The sequence below is a fragment of the Mesorhizobium sp. M1169 genome (assembly GCF_040318345.1).
In the GTDB taxonomy this organism is placed as follows: Bacteria; Pseudomonadota; Alphaproteobacteria; order Rhizobiales; family Rhizobiaceae; genus Mesorhizobium.
Window position 1 is genome coordinate 61613 of record NZ_JAMYME010000014.1, and the last position, 13462, is coordinate 75074.

The following is a 13462-nucleotide window of genomic DNA, read 5'->3' on the forward strand; positions in this document are numbered from 1 at the left end:
CAAGATCATGCCGTTCGAGCCGGACGGCTCGAACGATGTGCTGCACAAAAAATCGCGGCTGAAGGCCGCTGAACTCAACCAGCATGCGCTGGGCTATGGAGCGCTGGCGGAAGTCGAATGGCAGGCGGCGGGCATTGCTGCTCCTGACCTGCCCGCCATGCGCCGATATCGGCTCGAGCGCATCCGCGCCGAGCTGAAGCGCCGCGACTATGCGGGAGCCCTGCTCTACGATCCGGTCAATATCCGCTATGCCACCGACGCAACCAACATGCAGCTCTGGGTCGCACACAATCGGACCAGGCATTGTTTCGTTGCCACCGATGGCCCGGTGGTGCTGTTCGACTATTTCTCCTGCGAGCACCTTTCCGATCATTCCGGCGTCGTCGACGAGGTGCGGCCGGCGGTGTCGTGGGCTTATCTGTACAGCGGCGAGCTGACCGGCCAAAAAGCCCGCCGCTGGGCAGCCGGCATCGCCGACCTGGTATTGGAACATGGCGGCGGCAATCGCCGCATCGCAGTCGACCACATCAATCCCGAGGGCATCGAAGAGCTCGCCCGCCTCGGCATCTCGACCGGCAATGGCGAGGCGGTGATGGAAAATGCGCGGCTGATCAAATCGCCCGACGAAATCCTTGCCATGCGCCGGGCGATCGCCGCTTGCGAGGCGGCAATGGGCGAGATGGAGAAGGCGTTGAGGCCTGGCATCTCCGAGAACGAATTGTGGGCCGAACTCCATCGCGGCAACATCGCGCGCGGCGGCGAATGGATCGAAACCCGGCTCCTGTCGTCGGGTCCGCGCACCAATCCATGGTTCCAGGAGTGTTCGTCGCGGACGATCAAGGCCGGCGAGCTCGTCGCTTTCGACACCGACCTGATCGGTCCTTACGGCTTCTGCGCCGACCTTTCGCGCACCTGGCTTTGCGGTGACGCGCCGCCGTCGCAGGAGCAGCGCGACCTGTTCCGCATCGCCGCCGACCAGATCGCCCACAACACGGAGCTGATGCGGCCGGGCATATCGTTCCGCGACCTCGTCGAGGGCTCGTCAGTGCCACCGGGAGACTGCTTCCCGGCCCGTTACGGGGTGCTCTATCACGGCGTCGGCCTTGCCGACGAATACCCGACTTTGCCGCATGCTGGCGACTGGACCGACGACACACCGGACGGAGTGCTCGAACCTGGCATGGTGCTGTGCGTCGAGAGCTATATCGGTCGGCTTGGCGGCTACGAAGGCGTCAAGATCGAAGAACAGATCCTGATCACTGAAACCGGCTACGAGAAGCTTTCGACCTACCCGCTCGACAATCGGCTGCTTGGCGGCTGAGCGATGCTAATGCATGTCGCGCAAAAGTGTGCAGCGGCTTTGCGATAACGACATGCATAAAACAAGAATCTAAAGCGCGTCGCATGAGGCCGACCGAACGCGACGCGCTTTACGTGAGCGCCGCGATCGCCTCGCGCATCGCGGCGACGATCGTTTCCGGCGTCGTCCTGGCGGTGATGAACGGCAAGCCTTTGCGCCGCCTTGTCCAGCCGACGACCGTCACCTTCTGCGCCGCCGGCTCGAAACGCTGCGCCAGCGCCCAGCTCTCGCAATCGATCGCCGCGACGTCCGCCCTGCCCTCGGCAACGGCAACGATCGAAGCACGGTGCCCACAGCTTTCGCTCAGCCCGGAAAAGATATCCAGACTCTCGCCCAATGCTTGCAGGTCGCGGGCTGGCGCGATGATGCCCGACATGGAATCGAGGCTGTTGAAGGTGAAGCGCTTGCTGCGAAGCTGATCGAGCGGAATGACGGCACCGCCGTCGGCCGGCGCCCTTGCCGGCGGTGCCTCGCCCGCCCTCATGACGATGGCGCTCGAATAGAGTTCGCCCTGTCCACCCTCGAAGGCGTCGTAACGCGGCTGGCCGATGAGCTGGACACGCTGCGACAGGCCAAGTTCCATCGGTCCCCAGCAGGTTTGTGCAAAGAGCAGCGCCGGATGCAGCCAGAGCTGGTGAAAATCCAGTTCGTCCGGCGGCAATGTCGCCGGATCGGGTGCGATGGGTTTTCCCTGATCATCGCGAATACCGCCAGGTACGGGGGGCAAATCGCCGGTGCGGCGGATGATCGTCTCCGGCGCATCGATGCCTTTTTGTCTGAAAGCATCGCGCAGCCGCGCCCATTGCGCGTCGACATCGTCCCGCGCTTCCGGCCAGTCGTACATCGGCAAAGCCGCAATGAATTCGCTCATGCCGGGATTTGACCGTTATGCGGGGAAATTGACAAGGTCAGGAAAGCGTCGTCCGCGCGGCACCGCCTGCAACAACGCAAGAATCATTCTTTCGGCGGCTCGGCGGGTACCGGCGCGCTGCCAAGCCCATTGAGGCTGCGTGCCCTGACGCGCGGCTTGAATGCGCGTCCTGGTTCCGGCATGCGCCGCAGCACGGGATGGACGACCGGCTCCTTCGCCTTGAAGGCATAGGCCTTGAGCAGCGCGAAATAGTTCGGATAGGCGTAGCCATTGTTCATCCGCAGCCATTCGTCGCGGCGGTCGCGAAACACCTTCGGCAGCCTGTACCAGGCCACCGTCGGGCTCTTGTGATGGACGAAATGCAGATTGTTGTTGAGGAACAGGAAGGACAGCGGCGAGCGCTCGACGATGATCGTGCGGCCTTCCGGATGTTCAGACCATTGGTGCTCGGCGTAGGTGCGGATCGAAATCAGCGACTGCCCAAGCCACACCGGCACCAGTATGTAGAGCCATAACGGCATGCCGAAGCCGAACTGCACGACAGGCAGCACCACGACGAGGCCGATCGCATGCAGCAGCCATGCCTTGCGGATGGACTTGTCGCCCGCGGCAACCTGCTTGGCGTCGTCGATGAAAAAGCCGATGCAGGAAAGCCACGGGCCTAGCACCAAACGCCCGATCATCGTGTTGTTGACCTTCAGCAGGAATTTCATCGCCGACGGCAGCTCCTCGTGCTGCCAGAGAGCCTTGTAGTAGCTTTCGGGATCATCGAGCGGATCGGTCAGGCGCTCGTCTGCATGGTGGCGCAGATGAATGGTCTTGAACCGGCGAAACGGCCAGACAAGGCCAATCGGCAGGAACACAAAGGCTTCGTTGAGCCGCGCATTCCGGGTTGGGTGGCCGTGCAGGACCTCGTGCATCAGCGAGGATTGTAGCGCCGCAATCAGGGTCAGAAAGGCGAGTGCCAGCAACGGGTAGGATGGCCAGAGCAGAAAGCCGGCAGCGAGCCAGCCGCCGTAGCATAGAAGTGCGAGAAATACGGTCGGCCATTCGATGGTCGCTGCGCCGTGTCGCCTGTTGCCAATGCTCGTCATGCTATCGACCACTGCCTTCCAGTCGCCGGAACCCGTTTGATTCCTGACACATTGTGTCAGGAGCGTTGCGTCGGCGCAACGCGATAAAGCGCACAAACTGTTGCGATTGCGCATTTTCAGCTGCATATGTTATGTATTGTAAACAGCCAACAGGATTCATTTACGCCTGAAGCCCGCGTTCGCGGCTTTAAGCGCAAATTTTTCCTCCTATTGAATGGGGTAGCGATTTGGATAAGCGCGACCTGTCGACGATCTTTCGCGAGCGCCTGAAAATGCTCTTGACAAGGTCCGATTTGAACCAGTCGGCCTTCGCCGCCGCGGTTGGCATCGACCGTTCGGCGCTGTCGCAGCTGCTCTCCGGCGCGTCGATCCGCCTTCCCCGCGCCGAAACGCTGCTCAACATCGCCGCCGAATTCAAAGTCTCGCTCGACTGGCTGCTCGGCCTCAGCCACGACGAGGGCGTCACCGGTGAAATCCGCGAGAGCCTTGAGATCGAGGAGGCGCCGGACGGCTTCGACCGCACGCTGCTGGCTCGCTGGCATGCCGAGGCGGCGGGAACGAAAATCCGCTACGTGCCGGCCGGCATTCCCGATCTTCTGCGCACCGAGGCGCTTGTCGACTACGAAGCCGTTATCGCCAACAAGAGTCGCGAGGCACAGGCCGGCGAAACGCAGTACCGCATCGACTACAACCGACGGCCCGAAACCGACATGGAAGTCTGTATGCCGCGCCACACGCTGGAGATCTTCGCACGCGGGCTGGGCGTGTGGGACCGCTTTCCGGAGGCCGACCGCCACCAGCAACTCCTGCACATGGCGACACTGCTCGACGACCTCTATCCCACCTTCCGCCTGTTTCTCTATGACGGGCGGATGCGCTATTCGATCCCCTACACCATCTTCGGGCCCTATCGCGCCGCCATTTACGTCGGCGACATGTATCTGGTGCTGAATGCCACGCAGCCGATCCGCATCCTGACCAGCCATTTCGACAATCTGATCCGTGCCGCGGACGTCAACGCGCATGAAGCGGCCAGCTTCACGCGAAAGCTGGCGGAGATGCGATTTTGACCGGTTGCTCTACGTGCCGACATTGACGGCACATAAAGAATTCTTTATATCCTTATCTCAGTTATTCTTCCGGGAAGGCGTATTTCACATGACCAATCCGATCAACGCTCTGCTTGCCGAAAAGGGCGTCCTGCTCGCCGATGGCGCCACCGGCACGAATCTGTTCGCCATGGGCCTTGAGGCCGGAGAGGCTCCCGAGCTCTTGAACGAGACCGCGCCCGACACCATCACCAGCCTGCACCAGAACTTTGTCGATGCCGGCGCCGACATCATCCTGACCAACTCTTTTGGCGGCACCCGCCATCGGCTCAAGCTGCACCACGCGCAGGACCGGGTCTATGCGCTGAACAAGCGCGCGGCCGAGATCGCAAGCGCCGTCGCCGGCAAGGCCGGCCGCAAGGTGATCGTGGCCGGCTCCGTCGGCCCGACCGGCGAGCTGCTGGTGCCGCTCGGCGCCATGACCTATGACGAGGCGGTCGAAGCCTTTGCCGAGCAGATTGAGGGGCTGAAGGCCGGCGGCGCCGAAGTCGCCTGGATCGAAACCATGTCGGCGCCAGACGAAATCCGCGCCGCCGCCGAAGCCGCCATCCGCGTCGGCCTGCCCTATACCTATACCGGCTCCTTCGACACCGCCGGCCGCACCATGATGGGACTGCTGCCGAAGGACATCCACGGCGTCGTCGATGGCCTGTCGCAGACACCGCTCGGTGTCGGCGCCAATTGCGGTGTCGGCGCCTCCGACATTCTCGCGTCGCTGCTCGACATGACCGAGGCGAAGCCGGAAGCAACGGTGATCGTCAAGGGCAATTGCGGCATTCCCGAATTTCGCGGTGCCGAGATCTACTATTCCGGCACACCCGAGCTGATGGCCGACTATGTGCGCCTCGCCGTCGATGCAGGCGCCAAAATCGTCGGCGGCTGCTGCGGCACCTCGTTCCAGCACCTCGCCGCAATGCGCAAGGCGCTCGATGCGCACACCAAGTCGGATCGCCCGACCGTCGAGCAGATCGTCGAACGCATCGGCCCGATGCGCAACAAGCAGGCTACGGTCAATGTCGCCGAGACCAGCGAAGCCCGCCGCGAGCGGCGCCGCGGACGCGCCTGACGCTTTCGTCTGCGACATGGTCCGCGCGAAGCGGTGCGGCCGCGAAAAAAGGCCGGCAAGGTTTCCCTCGCCGGCCTGCCTCACCCGCCCGTAGGCCGGCTCCCCCTATCAGAACGATCCCATCTGAAAGAAACCGGCCGTCATTGCCACTACCGGTTACCGCCGAGCGCCGAGGCAAGGCGCACGAGCGAGAGGAACTCGGACCTGTACCCAAATGGGTCGGCTCCCCTGGCAGCGGTAGCAATCTCCATGATCTTGTCGTAGCCGAACTTCGCGGTCGCATCCTCGTCGCGCAGCTTCTGGCCGAACGCAGCAACGGCAACGGAGAAACGCTGGTCGGTGCTGGCCTGGTCGAACGACGCCACCTCGTTGGCTGACGTTACCGGCGTGGTGATCAGCTTCGAGGTGTCCTCGTTCGGCAGCTTGTAGCGGATCTTGACGAAAGCATATTCGTCGGCATTGGCGACACCGCCATTGTTCACCGAGGCCTGGCCGTAGCGCAGCTGGTCGATCTGTTCGCCGCCGCTGCCCTTAGGCGTGATCTCGTAGATTGCGGTGACTGAATGACCTGAGCCGATCTCGCCGGCATCGACCCGGTCATTGTTGAAATCCTCTCGATTCAAGGCGCGGGTTTCGTAGCCAATCAGCCGGTACTCCGAGACCTTGTTCGGGTTGAACTCGACCTGGATCTTCACGTCCTTGGCGATGGTGAACAGCGTCGAGGAGGCATCCTCGACCAGCACCTTCTCGGCCTCCGCCAACGTATCGATGTATGCAGCAGTGCCATTGCCGTTCTGGGCGATGGTCTGCATCATCTGGTCGTTCAGATTGTCGCGGCCGAAGCCGAACACCGACAGGAATACGCCTGTCTTGCGCTCCTTTTCGGTCAGCCGCTTCAGGTCGTCGTCGTCGGTCTGGCCGACATTGAAGTCGCCATCGGTGGCGAGCATCACCCGATTGATGCCGTCCTTGACGAAGGATTTCTGCGCCAGCCTGTAGGCTTCCTTGATGCCGGCCTCGCCTGCCGTCGAGCCGCCGGATGTCAGATTGTCGATGGCAGCGAGGATCTTGTCCTTTTCCGAAGCCTTGGTGGGCTCCAGCACGGTACCGGCATCGCCCGCATAGGTGACGATCGAGACGGTGTCGTCAGGTCTCAGCTTGTTGACCAGCAGTCGGAAGGCCGACTGCAGGAGCGGAAGCTTGTCCTGCTCGTTCATCGACCCCGACACATCGATCAGGAAGACCAGATTGGCCCTGGGCTGCTCGGCCGGCTTCACGTCGAAACCCTTGATGGCGACATGCATCAGCCTGGTGTGCTCGTTCCACGGTGTCGGCATGACGCTGACGGTCGAGTTGAACGGCGTCGAGGCGGAGTCCGGGCCTTTCCAGTCATAGGGGAAGTAGTTGACCATCTCCTCGACGCGAACCGTGTCGGCCTGCGGGATAAAGCCTTCCTTGAGCGAGCGCCGGACGAAGGAATAGGAAGCGGTGTCGACATCGATCGAGAAGGTCGAGACCGGGTCTTCAAGTGCGGCATGCACCGGGTTGGTCTTGAAATTCTCTACGCGGTCGCGGTTTTCCTCTTGCGGCAGCATCTGGTCGGCCGGCGCAGCGGCGGGCTGCTGTGCCATCAGCTTGGGCTCGGCAACCGTGCCAGGCATGCGGCCGACCCGCGCGCCGCCATCGGCTGAAGGGGCCGCGGAGCTTGCGTCGCCGTTCAACGCAAGCTCGCTGCTCGGCTGCGGTTCGGGTGCATTGCGGCTGAGCACATCCTGCTGCGTCAGCCCGCCGACTGCGGTCGATTCCGCCTTCGGCGGCGATGTCGGCGCCACAAGCGCCTCGCCGGTGTCGCGGCTTTCACTTTCGGCGTCCGCCTTCGTCTGCTTGTCCGCTTCGGCAACGACCGGCGGTTTGACGGTCGTCGGCTTGTCAGCCAGCGTTTCGGTGATCTTATCCCCGCCGAATTCGGGCCCGCCGAATTTGGATTCCCCCAGCATATAAATGGTAGCGTATCCGGCGATCGGCAGGGCAACGAGCCCGGCAATGGCCGGCGTGGCGAAGAGTTTCTTTTGCATGATTTCGCTCCAGAGCCTTTGTGCTCGCTCTGTGAGACGAACCCCGCCTGCCGATCCTTGGGCGGCAGGCAAAGTTTTTTCTTCCATGTCATAGGCGCGCAGCGCGGCCTGGAGGGCACGCGCCTTTGCGTCCGCGTCCGGCGCCGGTGCTGCGATGTCGCGCAGTCTGTTCAGTTCGTTGTCGTCGACCATGGTCACACTTCCCCGGCTGAACGCATCAGCGTCTTCAACCGTTTCTTCGCTTCATGGATGTGCCAGGAAACCGTCGTCTCCGAGATCGCCATCGCCTCGGCGGCGGCTGCGTGGCTCAGCCCTTCGCCATAGACCAGCAGCACCGCGTCGCGCTGCTTGTCCGGCAGCTTGCGTACCGCTGCCCAGAGCGCCTCGGCCGGGTCTTCCGGCTCGGCCGAGATTTCCCCCGAAATCAGCGCATAGGCGCCATAGGCCTCGGTCTTGACCGTCTCGCGGGCGGTCTTGCGCATCATGTCGCGCGCCGCATTCAGCGTCATGATGTAGAGCCACGTCGTGAAGGCACCGCTGCCGTGATAGTCGCGGATCGCCCGCCCGAGCCGGACGCAGACTTCCTGGGCGATATCCTCGGCGTCGGCCTTTTTCCCGCACCAGCGATAGGCGGCGCGATAGACGAAACCATAGTGCCTTTCGAGCAACTTGCCGAAAGCACCCCGGTCTCCGCCCTTCGCCCGTCCGATCAGTTCGGCGTCGGAGGCTTCGCTTTCGTCCAGCATCATCGCCATCATTTGCCTGTTGGACGAAGGCTAATGGCGGTTCCTTGGGGCGATGGAAAGAATTTTTTGGCGGGCGGTCACGTCGTAATGGTTGGCGTGCCTTGGCCGAGCGTCTCCGCAAACAGCATCGTCAGCCGCTTCCAGTGGCGTTCGGCGCCGGCTGCATCGAAGGCACTATGGTCCGGCATGCACCAGCCATGCGCCATGCCGGCATAGTTCTCTATGACATGATCGACCTCGGCGGCGCGCAGTGTTTCGGCCAGCCGCGCCGACTGCTCCGGCGGAAAGCTGCGGTCCACACCGGCAGTGCCGATATAGACCCTTGCCTTGACCGAGGCGGCCTTCCGATGCGGACTGTCGGCGGCGTCACCAGCCAGATTGCCGCCGTGAAAACTGGCGGCGGCGGCGATGCGGTCGGGATAGCTGGCCGCGGCGTTCAGCGCCCGCGCTCCGCCCATGCAGTAGCCGATAATGCCGACCGGCCCGGTCAGGCCTTGGGCAGCGAGCGCATCGAGGAAAGCGCCGCTGTCGCGGATCGTCATCTCCTGGGTCGTGCCGCCGAGCAGACCTGTGATGGCGGCCTTGCTCCTCTCGTCGCCGAACGCAGTCTTGGGATCGAACGGACCGTAGGGCGCATTGCGGTAAAAAAGGTCCGGCACAAGCACCGCATAGCCCTCGCTCGTAAGCCGCTCCGCCATCTGATCAAGCGCCGGTCGCGGACCGAAAACGTCCATGTAGAGGATGATCGCTGCCTTGGCTGGGGCCGCCGAACGGAACAGCCGGGCCTTGGCAATGCCGTCGCTTGTCTTGATCTGCATCGCTTGCGTGGCCATCATCCGCTCCGTTGATCTGACGTGCGATAGATACCCGCGGTGGCCGTCGCCGCAAGCTGTAGTGAGGCGATCTGCTTCAAGATTTCGTGCGGCATTCGGCGACGCTACAGACGCGCGAATGCTGCCATGTGAAAGGCCTGAACCTCGGACGGATAGCGATAATCGGTGTCGTAAGGACAGGCGTTGCGATCAAGGCAGCCGCCGGTCCGGCAGGGCGCGCCGTTTTGCCCGCGCACATGCGCCAGACAGGTTTCATGTGCAAAACCGTCCGCAGAATAAGCCTCTACCGGACAGGATTTCAGGCAAGGTTTTTCGGCACATGTGTCGCAAAGGTGAATCACGTCGCGGGGTTCTTGGAGCGCAATTTCGTCTTCGAACAGCAGCGCGCCGCGATAGGCATGCCAGAGCCCATATTGCGGATGCATGAGAATGCCGAGCGGCGACGGCTTCAGCCCCTCCGCACGCATCGCCCATTGCTGGAATGGCAGATAAGGCCTGTCGGAGGGCGAAACCGCGCGCACCCCGAATGTCTCTGCCACCGCGCCGATCACTTCGCGCGACCATGTGTCGAGCGGATTGGTGATGATCCGTGATTGGCTTTCCTTCCAGCGCAGGAAATGCGGCCATGGCGCGGCGCCCGCCTGCCCCACCAGCAGCACGGATTTGGCGGCAACGCCGGAGAGACCGGAGGGTGTTGCTTCACCACCTGCAAAATTGAAGCCGCCGCGAAGCATGAGGCCGGAGGCGGAAAGCGCTGCCGCGATGGTTTCGACCATGCTGCGCTCAAGGAACTCTGTCACCCTTCGATCCTTGAAAACGGAATTACTCCCCTTTTCTCAAGCGTCTCACGCAAATTATCGGCGTAGCGATGAGCAAACGCCTCTACTTCACCTTTGGGCCGGGCAAAATAGCGGTCATAAAGTGTTGAGTAGTCCTCACCTTGGGCGAACGGCGCTTCCACTTTTCCAAGCCAATCAACCCAGTGGCCGATCTCATGCAGAAGCGTGCGATAGAGCTGCGTGGCTCGCACGGAATCGAGTGAGGTGGAAACGAGATGCTTCTTTCCAACCCGGCTGATTTTGTGACCGTCCAAACGAAGTCTGTCCAACTCTGCCGCATCCTCAGGGTCCAGCGATGTGGACCATTCGATGGTGTCGCCAACGTTACAGGCTTCCAAAAATAAGGCCGGACCACTTTTTTCGATGGAGGATCCGCGGAAACCAAGATCGGCATAATAAAACATCCGCCCCCACGCCGGTCTGAGTACGCGCGCTTTTCGCGTCGGTTGGCGCAAGACAAATGTTTCCAGCCCGGCCCAGTCAGCGAGAGGAACATGAGAGAGAAGGAAGACAACATCTTCGACCGAGCATGCGTAAACACACCCACCGCTCGTCTTTTCGACAATGAGCGTTACGTCCCTGCCATTCACCGTCCTGCGCAGCGGCTGGCCAGGATTGAGCTGCGCCGCACACCATCCGGCGGATGTCCACGGTCGGGGAACGATCATGCGGTTGTTTTGCCCATGGCCCTGCTTCGGCGTGCCAATGTTCCGGTTTCGCCTGGTTGGATTGAAAGGCATTGGCACCGTTCCCTCGCCGCTCGTCCTCACCCGAACGCGCAAATCACCCCTTCTTGTCCGGGTCGGAGAAGGCACTCCGCCAGACTTCCTTGTGGATGATGTTGGCGACTTTAGCCCCGCCTGATTCGGGCTCCTTTCAGGTGAAGGCGTCGGCCATCGACGCCTTCTTCCTGCCGATGAAGTCCTTCAGCCCGTCGTCGATGCCCGGATCGAGGTAAGGCGCCTCGTAGCTTTCGAGCCAGCGGCGGGCGAGCTCGTTGGCGCGCTGCGGCGCGGTTTTTTCGCCTTCGGCCAGCCATTGCTCGTAGGAATTGTTATCGGCGATGTTGGAGCGGTAGAACGCGGTCTGGAAATTGGCCTGGGTGTGATCGCAGCCGAGATAGTGGCTGCCTGGGCCGACCTGGCGGATGGCGTCCATCGCCTGGCCGTTTTCCGACAGGTCGACACCCTCAGAGAACTTCTGCGTCATGCCGAGCTGGTCGATATCCATCATGAACTTTTCGTAGCAGGAGGCGAGACCGCCCTCGAGCCAGCCGGCCGAATGCAGCACGAAGTTGGTGCCGGCGAGGATCGTCGAGTTCAGCGTGTTGGCGCTCTCGTAGGCGGCCTGCGCATCGGGGATTTTTGAAGCACAGAGCGAACCGCCGGTGCGAAACGGCAGGCCGAGCCGACGGGCAAGCTGTGCGGCGCCATACGAGACCAGCGACGGCTCCGGCGTGCCGAAGGTCGGCGCGCCCGACTGCATCGAGATCGACGAGGCGAAGGTGCCGAACAGCACCGGCGCACCCGGCCGGATCAGCTGGGTGAACGACGCTCCCGCCAGAACCTCGGCTAAAACCTGGGTCAGCGTGCCGGCGACCGTCACCGGGCTCATCGCACCGGCAAGGATGAACGGCGTGACGATACAGGCCTGATTGTGGCGCGAATAGACCTTCAGCGCTCCCAGCATGGTCTCGTCGAAGACCATCGGCGAGTTGGCGTTGATCAGGCTGGTCAGCACCGTGTTGTTCTCGACGAAATCGTCACCGAACACGATCTTGGCCATCGCCACCGTATCTTCCGCGCGCTCGGGCGCGGTCACCGAGCCCATGAACGGCTTGTCCGAATATTTGATATGGCTGTAGACCATGTCGAGATGCCGTTTGTTGACCGGCACGTCGACCGGCTCGCAAACCGTGCCGCCCGAATGGTGGATCGACGGCGCCATATAGGCGAGTTTCACGAAATTCCGGAAATCCTCGATCGTCGCATAGCGCCTGACGCCGTCGAGATCGCGCACGAAGGGCGGTCCATAGACCGGCGCGAACACTGTCGCGTTGCCGCCGATCTGCACCGAGCGCTCGCCGTTGCGGGCGTGCTGGGTATAGACGGACGGAGCGGTCTTCAACAGCGAGCGGCAGAGGCCCTTGGGGAAATGCACCCGCTCGCCCTTGACGTCGGCGCCCGCCTCTTTCCAAAGCTGCAGCGCCTCGGCGTCGTCGCGGAAGATGATGCCGATCTCCTCCAGCACCGTGTCGGTGTTCTTTTCGATCAGCGCCAGCCCTTCCTCGTCCAGCACTTCATAGACGTTGATCTTGCGCTTGATATAGGTGAGCTGTGTGCCGGGGCCGCCGCCCGAACGCGCGGCCCGTCGGGCTGCGGCGCCACCGCTGGCAGCGCGCCCGCGCCGTGCGTTTGACGCTTCCTGATCGACCGGCGCGTTCTCACTCATAATCGTTCTTCCCTGGCTTTCGTTCTGGCCTGATTTACTCCGGCCGGGCTGTTGTACCGGCCTGAAATCCGTTTGCGGCCGCATATTGCGGTCTCTGGCCGGATCGTAGCCATGCACCCTATTCGAAACGGCCCGCCAGCGCCAACGCCTGTCGCAAAATCGACAAGAATTCCAAGAGATTTACGGTCGCTTTCGTTTTGCGGGAAGTCGCAAATCAGCTATGGACAACCGGCCCGTGCGGGTTAGGTATTGACGCGATATTTTTAAGCTGCCGCGATAGTTGTAGCCGGCAAGGAGCCTGAGAAAAAATGGCCGACGACGAGATCATCCTTTCGGAACTCTCCGACGACGAGTTGGTGCAGCAGATGCACGACGATCTTTATGACGGGTTGAAGGAAGAAATCGAGGAAGGCACCAATATCCTTCTCGAGCGCGGCTGGGCGCCTTACAAGGTGTTGACCGAGGCTCTGGTCGAAGGCATGCGTATCGTCGGCGAGGATTTCCGCGACGGCATCCTGTTCGTTCCCGAAGTGCTGCTGTCGGCCAACGCGATGAAGGCCGGCATGTTCATCCTGCGTCCGCTGCTTGTCGCCACAGGCGCGCCGAAGCAGGGCAAGATGGTGATCGGCACCGTCAAGGGCGACATCCACGACATCGGCAAGAACCTGGTCGGCATGATGATGGAAGGCGCCGGCTTCGATGTCATCGACCTCGGCATCAACAATGCGGTCGAAAAATATCTCGATGCCATCGAAAAGCACCAGCCCGACATCATCGGCATGTCGGCCCTGCTGACGACGACCATGCCTTACATGAAGGTCGTCATCGATACGATGAAGGAAAAAGGCATTCGCGACGACTATGTCGTACTGGTCGGCGGCGCACCGCTCAACGAGGAATTCGGCAAAGCCGTCGGCGCCGACGCCTATTGCCGCGACGCCGCGGTGGCAGTCGAGACCGCCAAGGACTTCATGAAGCGCAAGCACAACGTCCGCGCTTCGGCCTGAGCCAATAAGTC

General features: G+C 62.1%; 12 protein-coding genes. 4 read left to right on the plus strand and 8 right to left on the minus strand.

What is annotated here, in order from left to right; all coding sequences use genetic code 11:
- The first annotated feature begins 7 nt into the window (after positions 1-7).
- A complete protein-coding gene (locus NKH41_RS16305) occupies positions 8-1321 on the plus strand; it encodes a M24 family metallopeptidase (RefSeq protein WP_352614063.1) in 1314 nt (437 codons plus the stop codon).
- 109 nt (positions 1322-1430) lie between these two features.
- On the opposite strand, the gene NKH41_RS16310 is transcribed toward NKH41_RS16305, so the two are convergent.
- Together NKH41_RS16310 and NKH41_RS16315 are read right to left on the minus strand one after the other, a co-directional pair.
- Complete coding sequence (locus NKH41_RS16310; RefSeq protein ID WP_352470300.1) at positions 1431-2231, minus strand: phosphate/phosphite/phosphonate ABC transporter substrate-binding protein; 801 nt, start codon at positions 2229-2231, stop codon at positions 1431-1433.
- Between the two features lie 83 nt (positions 2232-2314).
- Positions 2315-3325 (minus strand): fatty acid desaturase, encoded by a 1011-nt coding sequence (locus tag NKH41_RS16315; RefSeq protein ID WP_352613978.1) that lies wholly within the window; start codon positions 3323-3325, stop codon positions 2315-2317.
- Positions 3326-3552: 227 nt separating this feature from the next.
- Between NKH41_RS16315 and NKH41_RS16320 the strand changes: the two genes are divergently transcribed.
- Entirely contained in the window at positions 3553-4395 is an 843-nt protein-coding gene (locus tag NKH41_RS16320) for a helix-turn-helix domain-containing protein (protein WP_352452091.1), read from the plus strand.
- An 88-nt stretch (positions 4396-4483) separates the two neighbouring features.
- Complete coding sequence (bmt, locus tag NKH41_RS16325; protein WP_352767972.1) at positions 4484-5500, plus strand: betaine--homocysteine S-methyltransferase; 1017 nt, start codon at positions 4484-4486, stop codon at positions 5498-5500.
- Between the two features lie 149 nt (positions 5501-5649).
- On the opposite strand, the gene NKH41_RS16330 is transcribed toward bmt, so the two are convergent.
- The 6 genes from NKH41_RS16330 to NKH41_RS16355 form a co-directional block, all read right to left on the minus strand.
- A complete protein-coding gene (locus NKH41_RS16330) occupies positions 5650-7767 on the minus strand; it encodes a vWA domain-containing protein (RefSeq protein ID WP_352767970.1) in 2118 nt (705 codons plus the stop codon).
- 2 nt (positions 7768-7769) lie between these two features.
- The gene (locus tag NKH41_RS16335; RefSeq protein ID WP_352767967.1) at positions 7770-8330 is read right to left on the minus strand and encodes an RNA polymerase sigma factor; all 561 of its coding nucleotides are present in this window, start codon (positions 8328-8330) and stop codon (positions 7770-7772) included.
- A gap of 68 nt (positions 8331-8398) precedes the next feature.
- Entirely contained in the window at positions 8399-9154 is a 756-nt protein-coding gene (locus NKH41_RS16340; protein ID WP_352767964.1) for a dienelactone hydrolase family protein, read from the minus strand.
- A gap of 104 nt (positions 9155-9258) precedes the next feature.
- A complete protein-coding gene (locus tag NKH41_RS16345; RefSeq protein ID WP_352768053.1) occupies positions 9259-9930 on the minus strand; it encodes a hypothetical protein in 672 nt (223 codons plus the stop codon).
- Positions 9931-9950: 20 nt separating this feature from the next.
- A complete protein-coding gene (locus NKH41_RS16350; RefSeq protein ID WP_352767961.1) occupies positions 9951-10733 on the minus strand; it encodes a hypothetical protein in 783 nt (260 codons plus the stop codon).
- A gap of 136 nt (positions 10734-10869) precedes the next feature.
- Entirely contained in the window at positions 10870-12444 is a 1575-nt protein-coding gene (locus tag NKH41_RS16355; protein ID WP_352500948.1) for a trimethylamine methyltransferase family protein, read from the minus strand.
- Between the two features lie 308 nt (positions 12445-12752).
- Here NKH41_RS16355 and NKH41_RS16360 point away from each other — a divergent pair, with 308 nt between their 5' ends.
- Positions 12753-13451 (plus strand): cobalamin B12-binding domain-containing protein, encoded by a 699-nt coding sequence (locus NKH41_RS16360; protein ID WP_023676506.1) that lies wholly within the window; start codon positions 12753-12755, stop codon positions 13449-13451.
- Positions 13452-13462: the final 11 nt, after the last annotated feature.

Bases quoted from the DNA above. Each gene is read 5' to 3' on its own strand.
- NKH41_RS16305 (WP_352614063.1), top strand. From the start codon at position 8: ATGCCGTTCGAGCCGGACGGCTCGAACGATGTGCTGCACAAAAAATCG.
- NKH41_RS16310 (WP_352470300.1), bottom strand. From the start codon at position 2,231: ATGAGCGAATTCATTGCGGCTTTGCCGATGTACGACTGGCCGGAAGCG.
- NKH41_RS16315 (WP_352613978.1), bottom strand. From the start codon at position 3,325: ATGACGAGCATTGGCAACAGGCGACACGGCGCAGCGACCATCGAATGG.
- bmt (WP_352767972.1), top strand. From the start codon at position 4,484: ATGACCAATCCGATCAACGCTCTGCTTGCCGAAAAGGGCGTCCTGCTC.
- NKH41_RS16330 (WP_352767970.1), bottom strand. From the start codon at position 7,767: ATGGTCGACGACAACGAACTGAACAGACTGCGCGACATCGCAGCACCG.
- NKH41_RS16335 (WP_352767967.1), bottom strand. From the start codon at position 8,330: ATGGCGATGATGCTGGACGAAAGCGAAGCCTCCGACGCCGAACTGATC.
- NKH41_RS16340 (WP_352767964.1), bottom strand. From the start codon at position 9,154: ATGGCCACGCAAGCGATGCAGATCAAGACAAGCGACGGCATTGCCAAG.
- NKH41_RS16345 (WP_352768053.1), bottom strand. From the start codon at position 9,930: ATGGTCGAAACCATCGCGGCAGCGCTTTCCGCCTCCGGCCTCATGCTT.
- NKH41_RS16350 (WP_352767961.1), bottom strand. From the start codon at position 10,733: ATGCCTTTCAATCCAACCAGGCGAAACCGGAACATTGGCACGCCGAAG.
- NKH41_RS16355 (WP_352500948.1), bottom strand. From the start codon at position 12,444: ATGAGTGAGAACGCGCCGGTCGATCAGGAAGCGTCAAACGCACGGCGC.
- NKH41_RS16360 (WP_023676506.1), top strand. From the start codon at position 12,753: ATGGCCGACGACGAGATCATCCTTTCGGAACTCTCCGACGACGAGTTG.